This is a genomic window from Marinomonas posidonica (genome assembly GCF_043643765.1).
In the GTDB taxonomy this organism is placed as follows: Bacteria; Pseudomonadota; Gammaproteobacteria; order Pseudomonadales; family Marinomonadaceae; genus Marinomonas; species Marinomonas posidonica_A.
This window is the reverse complement of sequence record NZ_JBHZSP010000004.1, coordinates 72,775-91,055: the sequence shown is the minus strand read 5'-3', so window position 1 is coordinate 91,055 and position 18,281 is coordinate 72,775. Positions and strand designations below refer to the sequence as shown.

The 18,281-nt window shown below is 45.6% G+C and carries 17 protein-coding genes; 11 read left to right on the top strand and 6 right to left on the bottom strand.

The genetic code is table 11. From position 1 onward, the window contains the following. The first annotated feature begins 321 nt into the window (after nt 1–321). The 6 genes from cyoA (at nt 322) to ACHUFM_RS05875 (ending at nt 7,084) form a co-directional block, all read left to right on the top strand. Nucleotides 322–1,383, top strand: coding sequence for a ubiquinol oxidase subunit II (gene cyoA, locus ACHUFM_RS05900; RefSeq protein ID WP_394180494.1), 1,062 nt, complete (start codon nt 322–324; stop codon nt 1,381–1,383). Then, a complete protein-coding gene (cyoB, locus tag ACHUFM_RS05895) occupies nt 1,383–3,362 on the top strand; it encodes a cytochrome o ubiquinol oxidase subunit I (protein WP_394180492.1) in 1,980 nt (659 codons plus the stop codon). The genes cyoA and cyoB overlap by 1 nt, the downstream gene beginning before the upstream one ends. 2 nt (nt 3,363–3,364) lie before the next feature. Continuing rightward, the gene (gene cyoC, locus ACHUFM_RS05890; protein ID WP_063332276.1) at nt 3,365–3,985 is read left to right on the top strand and encodes a cytochrome o ubiquinol oxidase subunit III; all 621 of its coding nucleotides are present in this window, start codon (nt 3,365–3,367) and stop codon (nt 3,983–3,985) included. After that, nucleotides 3,985–4,305, top strand: a complete 321-nt coding sequence (gene cyoD, locus ACHUFM_RS05885; RefSeq protein ID WP_063332275.1) for a cytochrome o ubiquinol oxidase subunit IV — start codon at nt 3,985–3,987, stop codon at nt 4,303–4,305. Before cyoC ends, cyoD begins: the two co-directional genes overlap by 1 nt. Before the next feature lie 52 nt (nt 4,306–4,357). Then, entirely contained in the window at nt 4,358–5,248 is an 891-nt protein-coding gene (gene cyoE / locus ACHUFM_RS05880) for a heme o synthase (protein WP_063332274.1), read from the top strand. 183 nt (nt 5,249–5,431) lie between these two features. Further along, on the top strand, nt 5,432–7,084 hold the full coding sequence (locus tag ACHUFM_RS05875) for a tannase/feruloyl esterase family alpha/beta hydrolase (protein ID WP_394180489.1): 1,653 nt from the start codon (nt 5,432–5,434) through the stop codon (nt 7,082–7,084). A 10-nt stretch (nt 7,085–7,094) separates the two neighbouring features. On the opposite strand, the gene ACHUFM_RS05870 is transcribed toward ACHUFM_RS05875, so the two are convergent. Continuing rightward, nucleotides 7,095–7,838 carry an SDR family oxidoreductase gene (locus tag ACHUFM_RS05870; protein WP_394180487.1) on the bottom strand — a complete coding sequence of 248 codons (744 nt, stop codon included), beginning with the start codon at nt 7,836–7,838 and terminating at the stop codon, nt 7,095–7,097. Nucleotides 7,839–8,018: 180 nt separating this feature from the next. Here ACHUFM_RS05870 and ACHUFM_RS05865 point away from each other — a divergent pair, with 180 nt between their 5' ends. From ACHUFM_RS05865 to ACHUFM_RS05845, 5 genes are all read left to right on the top strand, one after another. Further along, a complete protein-coding gene (locus ACHUFM_RS05865; protein ID WP_394180485.1) occupies nt 8,019–8,435 on the top strand; it encodes a MarR family winged helix-turn-helix transcriptional regulator in 417 nt (138 codons plus the stop codon). 35 nt (nt 8,436–8,470) lie between these two features. Beyond that, entirely contained in the window at nt 8,471–9,535 is a 1,065-nt protein-coding gene (locus tag ACHUFM_RS05860) for an HlyD family secretion protein (protein WP_394180483.1), read from the top strand. Nucleotides 9,536–9,550: 15 nt separating this feature from the next. Then, nucleotides 9,551–11,068 (top strand): DHA2 family efflux MFS transporter permease subunit, encoded by a 1,518-nt coding sequence (locus tag ACHUFM_RS05855; protein WP_394180481.1) that lies wholly within the window; start codon nt 9,551–9,553, stop codon nt 11,066–11,068. 87 nt (nt 11,069–11,155) lie between these two features. Then, complete coding sequence (locus ACHUFM_RS05850; RefSeq protein WP_394180479.1) at nt 11,156–11,764, top strand: gamma-glutamylcyclotransferase family protein; 609 nt, start codon at nt 11,156–11,158, stop codon at nt 11,762–11,764. Then, entirely contained in the window at nt 11,754–12,815 is a 1,062-nt protein-coding gene (locus tag ACHUFM_RS05845) for a methyltransferase (RefSeq protein WP_394180477.1), read from the top strand. The genes ACHUFM_RS05850 and ACHUFM_RS05845 overlap by 11 nt, the downstream gene beginning before the upstream one ends. Nucleotides 12,816–12,952: 137 nt before the next feature. Here the strand turns inward: ACHUFM_RS05845 and ACHUFM_RS05840 are convergent, their stop codons facing one another. From ACHUFM_RS05840 to ACHUFM_RS05820, 5 genes are all read right to left on the bottom strand, one after another. Next, nucleotides 12,953–14,176, bottom strand: a complete 1,224-nt coding sequence (locus ACHUFM_RS05840; protein WP_394180475.1) for an MFS transporter — start codon at nt 14,174–14,176, stop codon at nt 12,953–12,955. A 144-nt stretch (nt 14,177–14,320) separates the two neighbouring features. Beyond that, nucleotides 14,321–15,322, bottom strand: a complete 1,002-nt coding sequence (locus ACHUFM_RS05835) for a peptide ABC transporter ATP-binding protein (protein WP_394180473.1) — start codon at nt 15,320–15,322, stop codon at nt 14,321–14,323. Continuing rightward, on the bottom strand, nt 15,319–16,287 hold the full coding sequence (dppD, locus tag ACHUFM_RS05830) for a dipeptide ABC transporter ATP-binding protein (RefSeq protein ID WP_394180471.1): 969 nt from the start codon (nt 16,285–16,287) through the stop codon (nt 15,319–15,321). The genes ACHUFM_RS05835 and dppD overlap by 4 nt, the downstream gene beginning before the upstream one ends. A 10-nt stretch (nt 16,288–16,297) precedes the next feature. Beyond that, the gene (gene dppC / locus ACHUFM_RS05825) at nt 16,298–17,188 is read right to left on the bottom strand and encodes a dipeptide ABC transporter permease DppC (protein ID WP_394180469.1); all 891 of its coding nucleotides are present in this window, start codon (nt 17,186–17,188) and stop codon (nt 16,298–16,300) included. Nucleotides 17,189–17,202: 14 nt separating this feature from the next. Next, nucleotides 17,203–18,213, bottom strand: coding sequence for an ABC transporter permease subunit (locus ACHUFM_RS05820; RefSeq protein WP_394180467.1), 1,011 nt, complete (start codon nt 18,211–18,213; stop codon nt 17,203–17,205). Nucleotides 18,214–18,281: the final 68 nt, after the last annotated feature.

Here is an 18,281-nt window from a genome sequence, read left to right as displayed (position 1 = left end):
TAGTATTACTGGTTAGATGTGGGTCCGCTATGACCGATATCAACCTTTACTCGCCAAATATGGCCATTCGCTATCTTCGTGATTGCTTTGTGGGAAAGCAGTTAATCGAGTTGTGGCTCGATTCACGAAACGAATGTTGAGTACCTTTTTCAGATTTAGGTGATCCAAAAGAACTGTTGCTGCGTTAATTAACTTTAGCCTAGTAATGATTCTTATGCTGTTTTCAGTGTGGTGATCTTTACTGAAATACCCGGCTATGCCGGATTTTCGTTCTGTTACTTGATGGTCAAGTAGCAGTTTTGTGAACCTCGGGGTTAGAGGATGATTCTCTTGTTAACTCGTATCCTAAGTAAAGTCGCTTTGGCGCTAATGGTGGGCTTGCTCGCCGGTTGTCAGGGTGGTGTGCTCGATCCAAAAGGGCAGGTTGGTATTGAAGAGAAGCAACTAATTATTGTTGCTACTCTGTTAATGCTACTTGTAGTAATTCCTGTGATCTTCATGACATTGTATTTCGCTTGGAAATACCGTGAAGGCCGCGATGAAATTTACGAACCTAAGTGGTCACACTCCACTAAAATTGAAACTATTGTTTGGGCCATTCCAATCGTCATCGTCATCGTTCTTGGCGTGATTACTTGGAAGTCTACTCACGCTCTAGATCCTTATAAGCCTCTAGAACATGAGAAAGAGCATATCAACGTTCAAGTTGTTTCAATGAACTGGAAGTGGTTATTCATCTATCCAGATCTTGGAATTGCATCTGTGAACGAGCTTAGATTCCCAGCAAATGTTCCTGTCGCTTTCCAGATTTCGTCTGAAGGTACTATGAACTCATTCTTCATTCCGCAATTGGGTAGTCAGATTTACTCAATGGCAGGTATGGTGACGAAGCTGCACTTGATCGCGAATGAGCCAGGCACATATGACGGTATCTCTTCGAATTACAGTGGTGGTGGTTTCACTGGCATGAAGTTCAAGGCCATTGCCACAGAAACTGAAGCGGACTTTAACGCTTGGGTTGAAGGTGTGAAAGCCGAGTCAATTGCCGGATCAATTAATAATGGCATATTAGATCAAGCATCTTATGAGAAACTTGCTGAACACGATCTAGATGCTCATCATCACGAGCCGACTCCAGTTCAATACTACAATTCAATCAAATCCAGTGTTTTTATGGACAATGTTATGAAGTTCATGAAAGATCACGGCAAAGTTGAGTTGCTTAAAGGAACTGTTTTTGATTCCAAAATGATTCACGATAACTCAAGTCATGGTCACATGGATCATGGTGAGATGAATCACGAAGAAATGAACCACAGTGATATGAATCATGACGAGTCTGAACACTCATCTCATGATATGCATACGGAGGCTGATCAATAATGTCTGGTTTCTTAGGCAAACTCTCCATGGATGCAATTCCACATGACCCTATTGTCATCACCACTTTGTGTGTGGTTGCGGTAGTGGCTTGTTTGGTCGCATTCCTGGTTCTAAAAAATAATTTGTTGGGCGTTCTGTGGCGCGATTGGTTGACCTCTGTTGACCATAAGAAGCTTGGTATCATGTACATAGTACTGGCTTTGATCATGTTAATGCGTGGTTTTGCCGATGCCATTATGATGCGTTTGCAGCTTGCGCTAGCAACCAACGGTGACCCAGGTTATCTGCCACCGCATCACTATGACCAGATCTTTACTGCCCACGGTGTGATCATGATCATCTTTATGGCGATGCCGTTTATGATTGGTTTGATGAACATTGTTGTGCCATTACAGATCGGTGCTCGTGACGTTGCTTTCCCATTCTTGAACAACTTAAGTTTTTGGTTGGCAGCATCAGGTGCGATCTTGGTAAACATCTCTCTTGGTCTTGGTGAATTTGCTAAGACAGGTTGGGTGGCTTATCCGCCTCTCGCTGGATTGGAGTACAGTCCGGGTGTGGGGGTTGATTACTACATATGGGCATTGCAGATATCCGGTATTGGTACGACTTTGACAGCGGTTAACTTCTTAGCCACTGTGTTCAAAATGCGTGCTCCTGGTATGAAATTGATGGACATGCCGATCTTTACTTGGACCTGTACTTGGGCCAACATTTTGATCGCGGCTTCGTTCCCAATTTTGACAGCCGTGTTAGCCATGCTAACGCTAGACCGTTACCTAGACTTCCATTTCTTCACGAATGATGGTGGTGGTAACTCGATGATGTATATCAACCTGTTCTGGGCATGGGGTCACCCTGAGGTGTACATCCTAGTATTACCAGCGTTTGGTATCTTCTCGGAAATCGTCTCTACCTTTACAGGTAAGCGTCTGTTTGGTTACAAGTCCATGGTTTGGGCAACGGCATCGATCTCCATTCTTGGTTTCATCGTATGGTTGCACCACTTCTTTACCATGGGTTCAAGTGCCAACGTGAATGCCTTCTTCGGTATCATGACCATGATCATTGCCGTACCAACGGGCGTGAAATTGTTTAACTGGTTGTTCACTATGTACCGTGGTCGTCTTCGCATGACGGTTCCTGTGCTTTGGACATTAGGTTTCATGGTTACCTTCACGATTGGTGGTATGACAGGGGTTCTTCTCGCGGTTCCTGGTGCTGACTACGTATTGCACAACAGCTTGTTCTTGATTGCTCACTTCCACAACACCATCATTGGTGGTGCGGTGTTTGGTTACCTAGCGGGCTTTGCCTTCTGGTTCCCGAAAGCGATGGGCTTCCATTTGAACGTGAAATTAGGCAAAGCGGCATTCTGGTGCTGGTTGGTTGGCTTCTTCTTAGCCTTTATGCCTCTATACGTATTGGGCTTCTTGGGAATGACTCGTCGTCTGAACCACACAGATAACCCTGATTGGAACATTTGGTTGTACATTGCTCTAGTAGGTGCGTTTGTTATCTTCGCTGGTATTGCTTGTCAACTCCTACAGTTGTATGTCAGTTTCCGCGATCGTAAGCAGAACCTAGACACAACAGGTGATCCATGGAACGGTCATACTCTGGAATGGTCTACTGCGTCACCGCCACAGTACTACAACTTTGCTGAGCTACCTGTTGTGTCTGATATCGATGCATTCACCGATATGAAAGAAAAAGGTACTGCATACCAACGTAAAGAAAGTTATGCGCCAATCCATATGCCTAAGAACACATCTGCTGGCATCATTATGGGTGGTCTATTAACCGCGTTTGGTTTCGCTATGATCTGGCATATCTGGTGGTTAGCGATTGCAAGTCTGGTCGGCACTGTCGTTACTTTTATCGTTCGTGCTTACACGACAGATGTGGACTACTATGTTCAACCTGATGAAGTTGCTCAAATCGAAAATGAGCACCTAGACAACGTGGCTAAGGGGTAATCATGAGTACTGCAATGAATACGCACGATGCTCACGAAGCGGGTGCACACCACGACGAGCACCACGATACTGGTAGCAATACCGTATTTGGGTTCTGGTTATACTTGATGACGGACTGTTTGTTGTTCGCATCCATCTTTGCTACCTACGCTGTGCTCTTTATGAACACAGCTGGTGGGGTTTCTGGTAAAGATATTTTTGATCTTGAATTGATTCTTGCGGGTACCGCGGCGCTACTTTTCTCAAGTATCACCTATGGTTTCGCAATGATCAGTGCGCACCGTAAAAACAAAGCCGGTACATTAGGTTGGTTAGCCGTAACCTTCTTATTTGGTGCTTGCTTCATCGCGCTAGAGATTTACGAGTTCCATCACTTGATCGTAAATGGTCACGGTCCTCAGGCGAGTGCGTTCTTGTCAGCCTTCTTTACCCTAGTGGGTACTCACGGCTTACACGTAACTGCTGGTATGATTTGGATGGTGATCTTGATGATTGAAGTGGCGAAAACAGGTTTGACTGGCCGTGCGATTACTCGCATTAGTTGCCTAAGCTTGTTCTGGCACTTCCTAGATGTTGTTTGGATTTGTGTATTCACCGTTGTTTATCTGATGGGGGCGATCTAATGAGTGATCATTCTTCTGAAGCACATTCACACGGTAGCGTTAAGTCATATGTGATTGGTTTTGTTTGGTCTGTTATTTTGACTGGTATTCCATTCTGGATGGTTATGACGGAAGCGTTTGATAAAGGTCCAACTTACATCGCTGTAGTGGTATTGGCCATTATTCAGATCTTCGTTCACTTGAAGTACTTCCTTCATTTGGACTTCTCTGAGCAGGGCAAGTTGGATACTTATTCGTTTATCTTTTCCGCTGTCATCATTGTCATGGTTGTTGCGTTGTCCGTATGGATTATCTACGCATCCAACGCCATGATGATGTAAGCCGAGTTGATTGTGATGATGCGGAAATTAAACCGCGAAGGGAGCCCTAAAGATGTTTAAGCGTTATTTACAGGTCACTAAACCTGGCATCATTATGGGCAACCTTATATCTGTTGCGGGTGGCTTCTTTTTAGCCGCTCGTGGCGATATTGATTGGATGCTCATGCTCATGACGGTCATAGGACTATCATTGGTTGTAGCCTCTGGTTGTGCCATTAACAATTACATCGACCGTGATATTGATGCCAAAATGAAGCGTACACGCAATCGTGTGACGGTGAATGGTGAAATGTCAGGTAAAGCCGCCTTCTTTCACGGTGTAGTTTTAGGTGTAATTGGTTTTGCTTTGCTGGGGTATTTCACTAACTGGGTCGCAGTGGCTTTTGCTGTGTTTGGTTATGTGGTTTATGTTGGCTTGTATACTTTATATTTCAAGCGTAAGTCTGTTTACGGTACTTTCATTGGTAGTCTTTCTGGTGCTGTTCCTCCGGTAGTGGGATATTGTGCAGCAGCAGGCCAATTTGATGCTGGTGCGGCTATTTTGTTGACTATGTTCAGCATTTGGCAAATGCCACATTCTTATGCGATTGCGATTTTTCGTTTTGATGATTACAAGGCGGCTGGTATTCCGGTTTTGCCCGTGTCACAAGGCATTGCCAAAGCGAAGCGTCATATCATCTTACACATAGCGGCTTTTGCTGTTGTGGCGGCCTTATTACCGCTGGCGGGATACGTCGGAATTGGTTTTATGGTCGTGGCCTTGTCAACTAGCCTTTGGTGGTTAGCCATGGCGTTAAGAGGTTTTCGTGCTGACATTGATTTAAACGGTTGGGCACGACAAGTGTTCTTCTTTTCAATCATAACTGTGACAGCCTTGAGCGTGACGATGGCGATTGATTTTAATGAAGTATCACCAGATTTGCTGGTGTTATCGGCACATTAGATTTGATTGATTGAAAACGGGCTCATTTGAGCCCGTTTTTATTTTCCCCTTCCCTTAGTTGATAACTTCCCATTTCCAACGTTATTGGGTATTTTGAATACCACCTAAGTCGTTGTTTCGATATTAAACAAGCTGACGACGTTGATTGCTATTCCAATGAAGGATGGGGAAATGAAGAGGTTTTTGATCAGGTCTATCGCTTTAATGGCATTTGCCACGAGTTACCCCGCATCAGCAGATACGACGCAATGTCAGGCACTTAGATCGCAAGCCACAGATAAGCTCGAAATTAAAACCGCCATGTACGCTCCTACAGAACAAGTTCGAACGGCTTATTGTCAGGTTAAAGGTGTAGTGAATCGACGGATTGGTAAAGACGGCACCTTTTATACGACGCGTTTTGAACTGCGTTTACCTTATGGTTGGCAAGGACGTTTGGCGTACCAATTTGATACCGCTTTTGGTGGTGAGCTTGCTCCTGCTGTTGGTAACATCACCGGCTTAACCGTTAATCAATATGCGATCAATCAAGGGTTTGCGGTTGTCAGCTCAAATGAAGGTCATGATAATGACGCGTTTAAAAAAGCGGCTGGCGGCTTATCGAAACCCTTTTTGTTTGGACGTGATGCGACGGCGAGAGAAGAATTTGCCTACCAAGCGATGGCAAACATTATGCCCATCGCACAGGCTCTGGCTGAACAGTATTATGGGGCATCAGTGCAATATCGTTACGGCATTGGGCAAGCTAACGGTGGTCGAACTGCCATGGTGGCGGCGAGCCGTTTCCCAGAGATGTTTGATGGCTTATTGGTTGCTTCTCCTGGATTTAATGCGCCCAAAGCGGCTTTACAACACCCTTGGGATTATCAAGCATTACAATCTATTCAGTCAGACATTCGCTCCTCTTTTAGCGAGAGAGACTTAGAATACATTACACGTCGTCTTATCCAGCAATGTGATGACTTAGACGGGGTCAGTGATGATTTGATCTTTGCGATAGACGCTTGTCAGCAACGTTTTAAACCCACGGCTTTGGTCTGCAAGAGCGAGTTTGATCGGGACTGTTTGCCTATCGCGAAAATTGGTGCTCTAGTTCGAATGCATCAAGGTCCGCATAATGCTAAGAATCAAGCGCTTTATACTAGCTGGCCTTATGACACAGGTTTGCAATCGAACAATTGGCGCGGCTGGAAAATTGCCAGTAAATTAGACGCTTGGCAGCACATGCCGGCGAGTGTGGTCATCGGAGCGAGTGCGTTAGCCAATCTATACAGTACGCCTTATCAAGCCGTAAAAGGCGACATTTTTTCTTTAACAGACTTCCTACAATCGTTTGATTTTGATCGTGATGCCGGCAAAATCTTTGCAACGAACGGTGAGTTTACCGAATCCGCTGTGTCATTGATGACGCCCCCTGATGCCGTGAAGCCAACACTGACACAATTCAAGCAACATGGTGGTAAGTTGATTGTATTTCATGGTAACAGCGATCCGGTGTTTTCTGTTCAAGACACGGTACGTTGGTATGATTTTCTGGATTTCGCTTTGGCGGGCAAAGCAGCAGACTTTGTGCGTTTCTACCGGGTGCCGGGGATGCCACATCAACAAGGTGGTTTATCGGCCGATCAGTTTGATATGTTGCAACCCTTGGTAAATTGGGTGGAGCAACAGCGTCCTCCAAGGGAAGTGATTGCGGCCACACGAGCGAATAATCCAGAACTGACCTCAAGAATGGTGGGATTAAAGCGCCCTTTATGCCCTTACCCTAGTTATGCTCGTTATCGTCAGGGTGACTTACATTTGGCCAGTTCCTTTCAGTGTGTGGTGGCGAAATAAGCGGTTCTGTTTATCGTCCTCCTGCTACGTCAAGAAAGCTCCCTGTACAATAGCTGGCTTTCTCACTTAATAACCAGACAATGGCTTCTGCCACTTCATCTGCTTGTCCACCGCGTTGCATCGGAATGCTGGGGGCCAGTCGATCGACACGATTGGCCTCGCCGCCATCGGCATGCATTTCAGTATAGATAAAGCCTGGGCGAACCGTATTAATGCGGATCCCTTCTGCCGCTAATTCTTTCGCTAAACCTTTACTCATGGTGTCTAGTGCTCCTTTACTGGCTGCATAATCCACGTATTCGTTTGGCGCACCCATCACCGAGGCTAAGGATGACACGTTGACTATGCTGCCCCGTAAATGGTGTTGTCGCATTTGTTTGATGGCATGCTGACTGCACAACATAGGGCCAAAAACATTGGTCGTGAATACTCGCTGCCAACGTTCCAAAGAAAGTTCGCCGAAGCGTTGTTGCGTTTCTAAAATCCCCGCGTTGTTGACCAGCCCCCAGACAGGTCCCCAGTTTTCAATAATTTGATTAAACAGAGCAATGATACTTGCTTCATCATTCACATCTGCCTGTAACGCGTCTGCTTGTCCGCCATGTTGACGAATTTTTGTGACCAGTTGTTCAGCAAGCTGAGCTTCTTTTCGATAATTAATGATCACATGATAACCACGTTGAGCGGCTAGTTTAGCTGTGGCGGCGCCTATGCCACGGCTGGCACCAGTAATTAAAACGATGGGCTTGCTCATGAAGTACTCCTTGTGTTGTCTATGTCATTTTCACATTAAGCCAGAAGTTGTCCATGTAAAAAAGGAATCAACAAGGAGGGGGAGCCGTCATTAAGGAAGCATTTGATACATTGGTGGGCTATGATTGAATATAGTAAGCAATATATATAATAATTAATTCATATTAAATCGGTGAGTTTCATGCAATCTAAAAACATCAACTTTCTTATTACAGATGTATTACGCCTTATGCGTCGTGAATACCGCAAAAGTGATCTAGTCATGACGCTAATGCAGGCTCGCACTTTGTTATCTGTATCGCGAAATGAAGGCGTAAAACAGGTAACACTTGCGGAATTACTGGATATTCAGCCGATAACGTTAGCTCGTTTAATTGATCAGTTGGTATCTGATGGTTTGGTTGAACGTCGAGCTGATCCGAAGGATCGGCGTGCTAATGCTTTGTTCTTAACTGAAAAAGCCACACCTTGGTTGCTAGAAATAGACAAAGAAATCAATCGAGTTCGTGAAAAAGCGTTACAAGGATTAACGCCAGAGCAAATTGATGTGGCGATGGACGTTCTGACAAAAATGCATGAAAACCTTACCGATGACTGAACGCGATAAAAATACAGTGTGGAGATCTTAGGATAATGACTGAAGAAAAAGACCAATCTATTCGAAAAAAACCGACAGAGAAACCTTGGTTGCGTCGCATTTTACTGTTTGTCGTACCCTGTCTTGTGGTGTTAGGGTCAGCTACGGCTTACATGTTGGGTGGGCGCTATGTGGAAACGGATAATGCCTATGTTCAGTCAGACATTAATCGTATTAATACTGAAATATCTGGCCCAATCGAACAGGTGGCAGTAAAAGAAAATCAAACCGTTCATTCTGGGCAAGTGTTGTTCGTGATTGATGCAACGCCTTTTAAGTTGGCTGAAGCCAAAGCGAATGCGCAATTACAACAAGTGAAATTAGACATCTTAGAGCAGCAAGCAGCTTATCAGGAGAAGCAAGCTGAAATCGCACAGGCGGAAAATACCTATGCGTTCAATCAACGGGAAGAGCAACGCCAAGCTAACCTGTTAAAGCAAAAATTCATCTCAGATACTCAATTTGATCAAGCAAAGCAGGCGGCAGAGGTGAGTCGTTTGCAAGTCGCTACCTTGAAGAAAGATTTATATCGTTTAAAAGAAGCGTTGGGTGGAAACCCAACAGCGCCTCTAGAAGATCATCCTAGTTATCAGTCTGCCTTGGCGGCATTGAATCAGTCGCGTATTGATTTGAATCATGTAGAAGTGCGTGCACCTGTTTCTGGGGTGGTCGCGAAAGTACCGAATCAAGGTGAATACATGACAAAAGGTGCCACTGCGATGGTGCTAGTGGCGGATAAAGAAAAATGGATTGAAGCCAATTTCACAGAAAAAGACCTGACTCACGTGCAGGTAGGTCAAACGGTCGCAATCGAAGTGGATGCGTTTCCAGATACGACGCTACATGGCAAGGTGGAAAGCATCAGCCCAGCGACGGGGGCTGAGTTTTCAGTGATCCCAGCAGAGAATGCCACGGGTAACTGGGTGAAGATTGCTCAGCGTTTAGCGGTCAAAATTCAATTCGATCAGGGCCAAAGCATCCCCGAGCTGCGTACTGGCTTGAGTTCAACTGTGACCATAGATACAACTTATCATCGTCAATTGCTTGGCATGACTTTATAAAATGGAGTCATGCTAGTGCAACAGGATCTTGTCAAAAACAATCACACCAGTCGCATGATGATCACTATTTCCGTGATGTTAGCCACCATCATGCAAGCTTTAGACACTACCATTGCGAATGTTGCCTTGCCTTACATGAAGGGCACCATGGGGACGACTCAGGATCAAATCTCTTGGGTGCTGACGTCCTACATTGTGGCGGCGGCCATCTGTATGCCTTTGACTGGCGTTTTGTCTGCCAAAATGGGTCGTAAACGCGTATTCATGTGGTCCATTGTCGGCTTTACTTTGTCTTCCATTTTGTGTGGTGCCGCTCAGTCTCTTAACCAAATTGTCTTGTTTCGTCTCTTACAAGGGGTTTTCGGTGCCAGTTTAGTGCCCCTTTCACAGTCCGTTTTATTGGACGCCTACCCGAAAGAAAAGCATGGATCCGCCATGGCCATGTGGGGAATTGGTGTGATGGTCGGCCCCATTCTAGGACCTTATTTGGGTGGCTTATTAACAGAGTATTATAGCTGGCGTTGGGTTTTTTATATTAATGTGCCGTTTGGTATCTTGGCATGGTTAGGGTTAGCAGGGTTTCTACAAGAGTCTACATTGGATAAAAATCGTCGCTTTGATTTTTATGGTTTTGTGCTGCTAGGGGTCACCATTGGCAGTTTGCAAATGATGCTCGATCGAGGCGAATCTCAAAATTGGTTCGGCAGCTTGGAAATCATGATCGAAGGGGTGTTGGTATTGACTTGTGGCTATATGTTTTTGGTGCACATTTTTACACACCGTCAGCCTTTTATTGATCCGGCGATGTTTCGAGATCGCAACTTTAGTGTGGGCATGGTGTTTATTTTTATCGTGGGCGTGATTTTATTGGCGTCGATGACGTTACTTCCACCCTTTATGAGCTCGTTAATGGGGTATCCCGTAGTGGACATAGGAAGCATTTTGGCACCTCGTGGCTTTGGTACCATGGCGGCCATGATGATTGTAGGACGCTTGTCTAATAAGGTTGACCCTCGATTCTTTATCACGCTTGGTTTGCTGTTAATCACGTTTTCTATGTGGGAAATGACGTTGTTTACCGCGCAAGTTTCAGCATGGGACATTATCCGAACCGGTATCGTTCAAGGGGTTGGTTTAGGTTTTATCTTTGTTCCATTATCTACCATCAGTTTTGCAACCCTAGACTCTAAATATCGCAATGAAGGTACTTCCATGTTCAGTTTATTGCGTAACATTGGCAGCAGTATTGGTATTTCTGTGGTGACCACTTACTTAGCACAACGTATCCAGGTTAATCATGCAGCCTTTGCCGATTACATCAATCCTTTCAATCTAGGATTACATGTGGCGCAACAAGAAGGCGTTTACGACATTACTCACGTAACTGGGTTAGCTACCTTAAACGCTTTGGTTAATGAGCAAGCATCGACGCTAGCTTACTTACAAGATTTTAGGTTGATGATGTGGGTGACATTAGCGGCCTTACCATTAGTGCTGTTACTGAAAAGCGGGACGAAATCGACAACCCATTAATGGTTTTGTCTTAGCTTGGTGCTGGTATGCCTTGGCTTGCCAAGCTATTATGCGTGTTTTCAAGCAAATGCAGCGTTGGAGACAAGAGTGAGTCTATCTGAGCGACATTTTATTTTAGGCTATGGCAGCTTAATTAACGGTGAAAGTCGATCAAAAACCGGTGAGACTGGGCAAGTTTGGCCGGTTAAACTGCAGGGCTATGAGCGTCATTGGTCGGTCATGTCGTCCGAGTTTGGCATGAGCTCTGTGGCGGTTGTACTTGCCTCTCATGCAAGTTGTAATGGGGTTCTGGTCGAAGTGGCCTATGACCAATTTGCCTTATTTGATGAACGTGAGCAAGGTTATCGACGTCGTCAAATTCAAGCTGAGGCTCTAACGCCGTATCAGGATACCGATTTGCCAGAAGGCACTTATTGGATTTATTACACTGATCAAGTGGTACCGCCTCATGCGGACTGCCCCATTGCATTGAGTTATCTCGATGTGATTCTGTCTGGGTGCTTGGAACACAGTACGGATTTTGCTGACGATTTTTTATCATTTACACAAGGTTGGCATTACCCAGCGCTGAACGATCGACCTCAACCTCGCTATCCTAGAGTACAGCCAGACGTCATCACGGACAGTTTAAATCCGTTACTGGAATCTGTTACCACCTTATCTATTAAAGAGCTTTCTGTTACTTATGAATCTTAATTCAACTAGCCAATTATTGGCTCGCAACGAGGCCCAACTTGTTGGCAATGTTTTGTTTGCGAATCCCGAAGACACGTATCCGCAAACGTTAACAGGACAAGCTTCTGTGTACGCTTGGTGTCAATCTAAAACCCGTTATGACGCGCTGCATCAGCTTGGGTTCGCAGAAGACAATTTACTGTTCTCTGAACAATGGCCTGCCGATCATGAGGTCGAATTCGATCATGTGGTGATTTATCAACCCAAAGCCAAAGAGCTATTGGATTATCTATTGGCTTCGGTATTGCCGCATGTAAAAGAAGGCGGACAAGTTTGGTTAGTGGGGGATAATAAAAGCGGTGTAAAATCCTCTATAAAACGCCTAGAGCCGAATTTAGACGAAGTGGGTAAGGTAGACAGTGCGAAACATTGTTTGCTTTTCTCCGGCTACAAGCGTCGTCCAGTTAAGCCGTTTGTTTTTGCGGATTGGATACGGTCTTGGACATTAACGGTTGCGGGTCAGGAAATGACGTTGTGTAGCCTACCTGGGGTATTTGGTCATGGTAAATTGGATAAGGGAACCGAGATACTGCTAAATCAATTGCAGCAGCATCGCTTCATGAGTGATGTGAGTCAAGCTCGATTGTTAGACTTTGGTTGTGGCGACGGCATTATTAGCTTGTGGCTATATGGTCACACCAAAGCCAACGTCACAGCGTTAGATGACAGTGCTTTAGCGCTTAAGGCTACCGAGCTGACGTTTGCTGAAAATAACGCCAGTGAAGCGCTTACTTTGATTGCTTCCAATGGTCTTGCTAATGTGAAGGGACGTTTTAACTACGTGATTACTAATCCACCTTTTCATACGGGTGTGAGTACGGATTACAGCGTGGCTGAAAGCTTTTTTATTGGTGTCAAAAATCATTTGACGTTGAATGGTGAGTTGTTTGTGGTTGCCAATGATTTTTTACGTTACCCGCCTATTTTAGATGCCGCATTAGGCAGCCACACACGTTTATTTAGAGACAAAGGATTTGCGGTGTATCATGGCCGCCAAATGAAGAAAAAGTAACGCCGATAAACGGCTGGTTAGATTGTATCTTTTCTATAATGTTGATGGGTACAGTGGTGACGAATACGACAATCAAACCATAAGTGCTATGTGGTGAGCTTATGGTTGGTACAAACTGAACACATAATACCAAGCCATCAGGAGATGGCTTGGTATTTTTTTCGAATCATGAAAGCCATCAGACCGATGGGGAGTGTGTGAAATAGCAAGATCACTAAGCCAAGATCTAAAAACAAAAAGAAAGGACTGACTAATAAAGCACCGATGGCACTGGCGACCATTTTCATCAATGCGACGCTGCTAAATAAGGTTAAATGTAAACCTTTAGACTCAAGTTGAACGGAAGAGGTTAAACTGACTTCCGCTCCACCTTCGCCAATTCCCGCCAAGCATATAAAGACGATAGCCCAACTTAGTAGGGACTGCTGAAACGCCAATACAAAGCCACAGGACATGATCAGGCAGGATAGACAGAAGCCATTTTCTAATGACATTAAAGGTTTGTATTTTAGATAAAATCCCGCCTGACTCGCCCCAATGAATTTCCCAATGCCCCATGTCGACATTAAGAGCCCCATCGCATAGCTAATATTCTGCGGCGTAAGGTGTTGTGATAACACAGGGAACCCCACTTGTTGGGCTGCACAAGCGAAACTATTGCCTGCTGAAATGGCAAACAACCAGCCTAGGGAAGGTGATTTAAAAGGGCGATTAAACAGTCTAGCTGGTTGAACTGTTTGAATTTCTGGGGCTGTATGATCATCCGATATTGGTCGAATGGTCGAGAGTATTAGCAGGCTGAGAGCAACGCAGCAATACAAGATGATATTAACCATAAAGACGCCTTGGTAACCCCCAATTGACACGAATAAACCGATACTCAATCCAGCAATAACAGACGCGATGGCGGACATGGCGGTCAGCCAAGAATTAGTACTGATGTGCTTCGCTTTTTCAATCCAAAGCGGGATCTGGCTGTTTAATGTGATCATAAAACATGCATTACAAAATCCCCCTATTAAAGCAATCCAAGGTAAAACGCTAACTTGGTGTTGTGAAGGTAGAAGCACTAAGGCCAAGAGCAGAATGAGTCGCATGACGTTTAAGAGGCTCAAGGTATGCTTGTGTGGTTGCCTTGAAAAAAAGCTGACGAGACTTGCTAGGATTCCGCCAACAATGCTTGCGGCCATAAACAAGCTGAGCGTGAACACGTTTTGGCTGATGAAATAAACATAGCTGGACAATGAAATGAGATTCAACACCCCAGCAAAGTCAGACAACACGCGAGTGAAAATAAGCCATATTGTGGCACGTTGAATAAAGGACTGAGTCTGCTGAGCTTGTTCTAGTTTGTGGTTCATTGTGCCTATCCTTTGGCTAAAAAAATCGTCCAGATTTATCTCTTTGGTTATACGCTGTTTAAGCCTCTCTTATCAAACGGTTTGATCAAAAAAAAGCGCCCTTACGGACGCAAATACTCGGTGGGAGTTCAGTATTAAGCCAAGCTATAAAGCATGGCGAAATTCAATGCGTTGTTCTTCGATCGCATGACAGGCAATCAAATGACTGGTTTGATCTTCACGAAGTGCAGGTACTTCTTGCTGACAACGTTCATTCGCATGCTGACAACGACCATGAAAAGCACAGCCAGAAGGTGGGTTTAGTGGCGAAGGCAATTCACCTTGTAATTTGATACGTTGCCGACGCTTATCTGGAGACAATTGTGGCGTACTGGACAGTAGTGCTAACGTATATGGGTGTTTGGGGTTATTGAACAGCTCTTCTTTTGAACCTTGTTCAACGACCTTGCCTAGATACATTACCATCACGTTATCAGCAATGTGTTCAACCACAGATAAATCGTGGGAGATAAAGACATAGCTTAATCCCAGTTCCGTTTGCAGATCCATCATTAGGTTCAGCACTTGTGCTTGTACTGAAACATCCAGTGCGGAGACAGGTTCATCGGCGACAATGATACTTGGATCCAACATCAGGCCTCGAGCAATGGCAATACGCTGACGTTGCCCGCCAGAAAACATGTGCGGGTAACGATCATAATGTTCTGCTTTCAGCCCCACTTTTGCCATGATACTAAGAGCTTTGGCTTTACGCTCGGCTTTGGAAAGCTGACGGTTAATGACTAACGGTTCTTCTAAAATGCTGCCAATTTTTTTACGCGGGTTTAGGGATCCGTAAGGGTTCTGGAAGATGATTTGAATCTTCTGTCGTAATGTCGCTTGAGCGGATTTACTGAGGCTTAACAGGTCTTCTCCCAAATGTTCAAGGCGGCCTGACGTTGGTGTTTCTATCATGGTGAGCATGCGACCTAATGTCGATTTGCCACAACCAGACTCACCAACGATGGCCAGAGTCTTACCTTTTTCCAGTTGAAAACTGATGCCATCCACGGCTTTTACCACGGCATCGGGTTTAAAGACCCCTTGCTTCACATGATAATGCTGCTTCAGTTCTTGAGCGTCGAGAATTAAATGGTTACTACTCATGCAGCAGGTCTCCCTTCTGTATCTAACGGCGTATGGCATTTCACCTGACGATGAAGGTCGCCTTGGTTATCCGGTTCTACTTGACGACATTGCTCTGTGGCATAAGGACAGCGCGGACTTAACAAACAGCCCAGCGGTCTATCATATTGACCAGGCACCACCCCAGGTAACGCATCCAGTCGAGACTTGCCCGCCGCCGACTCAGGTAACGACGCCAGTAATGCTTGTGTGTAAGGGTGTCTTGGTGTTGAGAAGACCTCCACCGCGGGACCGGATTCGACGATTTGACCGGCGTACATCACAATCACGCGATCAGCCACTTCAGCAACCAGTGCCAGATCATGGGTAATTAAGACCAAGCCCATTTTTTGTTTACGCTGCAGCTCAATCAACAAGTCGATGATTTGAGCTTGAATGGTCACGTCTAATGCGGTGGTGGGTTCATCGGCAATTAACAACTTAGGGTTACAAGCAATCGCAATGGCGATCATCACCCGCTGACTCATGCCGCCGGATAGCTGGTGGGGATAATTGTCTAAACGGGACTCTGGGGCTGGAATCCCCACTTGTGTCAGCAACTCGATGGCTCGTACCTTAAGCACTTTTTTGCTGCCACCTTGGTGGGTCTTTAAGGCTTCAATGATTTGATAACCCACGGTAAAGCATGGGTTTAAGCTGGTCATTGGGTCTTGGAAAATCATCGCAATGTCTGAGCCGGTGAGCTTACGACGTTGCTTTTCCGGCATGGCCTGTAGGTCTTGTCCATTAAAAGACAGGCGTTCTGCGCTGACTTTTCCTGGGTAATCGATCAGTCCCATGATGGAAAGAGAGCTAACACTTTTTCCGGAGCCGGACTCACCTACTATGCCGAGCACTTCGCCTTCTTCAACTTGATAACTGATGTTATCAACGGCTTGGAATGGGCCAAATTTTACGCTTAAATTATTGAGTTCTAATAATGACATTTGGCCTCTCCTATTGCTTTAACTTAGGGTCAAGGGCGTCACGCAAGCCGTCGCCCATTAAGTTAAACGCCAGAACGGTAATGAGGATCATCAAGCCAGGAAAGGTGACGACCCACCAAGCACGCTGTACGAATTGCAGTGCATCGGACAGCATTGAGCCCCACTCTGGTGTGGGCGGTTGAGCGCCTAATCCTAGGAAACCCAAGGCCGCCATATCGAGAATGGCAGTGGAAAAACCCAATGTCGCTTGAACGATAAGGGGCGCCAAACAGTTTGGCAGAATACAAATAAACATCAGTCGAAGTGGTCCAGCTCCGATAACGCGCGAGGAGGTGACGTAGTCTTTTGACATTTCTGCCATGGTCGCCGCTCGAGTTAAACGAACATAATGCGGCAACGAGACAATGGAGATGGCTAATGCCGCATTGACGATGCTTGGCCCTAAGATAGCCACAATCGCAATCGCCAGTAGCAAGCTTGGCATGGCCAACATGATGTCGACAATGCGCATAATCATGGTGTCGATCATGCCTTTGAAGTAGCCAGCAATCAGTCCGAGCAATATCCCCATGATGAGTGATGCGGTCACAGCAACGATACCTACTGAGATAGACAAACGAGAGCCGTGAATTAAGCGAGACAGAATGTCTCGGCCCACATCATCTGTGCCTAAAATAAAGGACCAGTTACCACCTTGTAACCATGCTGGCGGTAGAAGGAGTGCATCACGATATTGTTGTGATGGAGAATGTGGTGCGACAAAATCGGCAAAAATGGCCATAAAACAAATCAGCACAATAAAGCTAAGGCCCGCCACAGCTCCTTTATTGGTACGGAAATAATGCCAAAACTCTTGCAGTGGTGTTTTTGGTATTGGCGCAGTAATGGTTTGAGAAGACATAAATCGGCGCCCTTTTATTTACTGTGTCTAATACGTGGATTAACAATGCCATAGGCAATGTCGACTAATAAATTCACTGTGATGATGATACAGGCCACAATTAAGATGCCACCTTGCACCACAGGGTAATCACGACGCCCGATGGACTCAATCAGCCATTTCCCGATGCCTGGCCAAGCAAATACAGTCTCGGTGAGGATGGCGCCGGACAACAAAATACCAACTTGCAGACCAATCACCGTTATCACAGGGATCAACGCATTACGTAAGGCGTGAATAATGATGACGCGCCAGGGAGCAATACCTTTGGCCCGCGCGGTACGAATGTAGTCTTCACTGAGCACTTCCAACATGGAGGAGCGTGTCATACGGGCGATCACTGCCATGGGAATGGTCCCTAGTACAATGCTGGGCAGAATTAAGTGCGCGACAGCGGAACGGAACGCCCCGACTTCATCGGAAAGTAATGCATCGATGAGCATGAATCCGGTCACATCATCGATCCAATAGACCACATCAATTCGTCCAGATACGGGAGTCCAGCCTAAGGTTACGGAAAAGACCAACATCAGCAGTAAAGCCCACCAGAAAATAGGCATAGAGTAACCGGTTAGGGAAAAAGTCATAACAGAGTGGTCTAATACCGTGCCTCGTTTAACCGCGGCAAAGATACCGGCAGGTAGACCCACTAAAATTGCGAAGATGGCGGCACAAAACGCCAACTCAATGGTGGCTGGAAAGAGGGTTAGAAACTCTTTCATGACCGGCTCTTTGGTGATTAAGGAATTGCCTAGGTCGCCTTGTAATACCCCACCAACATAGCGGAAATATTGGACATATAGAGGCTGATCAAAGCCTAGTTGAGCGCTTAACTCGGCATGTCGCTCTGCACTGACACCGCGTTCTCCAGCCATGACTTCAATAGGGTCACCAGGGATGAGACGGATCAGCGTGAAAGTCAGTAAGGTGATGCCGATAAAGGTTGGCACGACCAGACTTAAACGACGAAAAATAAATTGGAACATAATAGGACAGGCTCTCTCGGGGTACGAATTGATCGAGGACTCACTCGTTCAACAGAATGCCTACTTGC

Bases quoted from the DNA above. Each gene is read 5' to 3' on its own strand.
- ACHUFM_RS05840 (WP_394180475.1), bottom strand. From the start codon at position 14,176: ATGAACCACAAACTAGAACAAGCTCAGCAGACTCAGTCCTTTATTCAA.
- cyoA (WP_394180494.1), top strand. From the start codon at position 322: ATGATTCTCTTGTTAACTCGTATCCTAAGTAAAGTCGCTTTGGCGCTA.
- dppD (WP_394180471.1), bottom strand. From the start codon at position 16,287: ATGTCATTATTAGAACTCAATAATTTAAGCGTAAAATTTGGCCCATTC.
- cyoC (WP_063332276.1), top strand. From the start codon at position 3,365: ATGAGTACTGCAATGAATACGCACGATGCTCACGAAGCGGGTGCACAC.
- cyoD (WP_063332275.1), top strand. From the start codon at position 3,985: ATGAGTGATCATTCTTCTGAAGCACATTCACACGGTAGCGTTAAGTCA.
- cyoE (WP_063332274.1), top strand. From the start codon at position 4,358: ATGTTTAAGCGTTATTTACAGGTCACTAAACCTGGCATCATTATGGGC.
- ACHUFM_RS05860 (WP_394180483.1), top strand. From the start codon at position 8,471: ATGACTGAAGAAAAAGACCAATCTATTCGAAAAAAACCGACAGAGAAA.
- cyoB (WP_394180492.1), top strand. From the start codon at position 1,383: ATGTCTGGTTTCTTAGGCAAACTCTCCATGGATGCAATTCCACATGAC.
- ACHUFM_RS05820 (WP_394180467.1), bottom strand. From the start codon at position 18,213: ATGTTCCAATTTATTTTTCGTCGTTTAAGTCTGGTCGTGCCAACCTTT.
- ACHUFM_RS05845 (WP_394180477.1), top strand. From the start codon at position 11,754: ATGAATCTTAATTCAACTAGCCAATTATTGGCTCGCAACGAGGCCCAA.
- ACHUFM_RS05870 (WP_394180487.1), bottom strand. From the start codon at position 7,838: ATGAGCAAGCCCATCGTTTTAATTACTGGTGCCAGCCGTGGCATAGGC.
- ACHUFM_RS05865 (WP_394180485.1), top strand. From the start codon at position 8,019: ATGCAATCTAAAAACATCAACTTTCTTATTACAGATGTATTACGCCTT.
- ACHUFM_RS05835 (WP_394180473.1), bottom strand. From the start codon at position 15,322: ATGAGTAGTAACCATTTAATTCTCGACGCTCAAGAACTGAAGCAGCAT.
- dppC (WP_394180469.1), bottom strand. From the start codon at position 17,188: ATGTCTTCTCAAACCATTACTGCGCCAATACCAAAAACACCACTGCAA.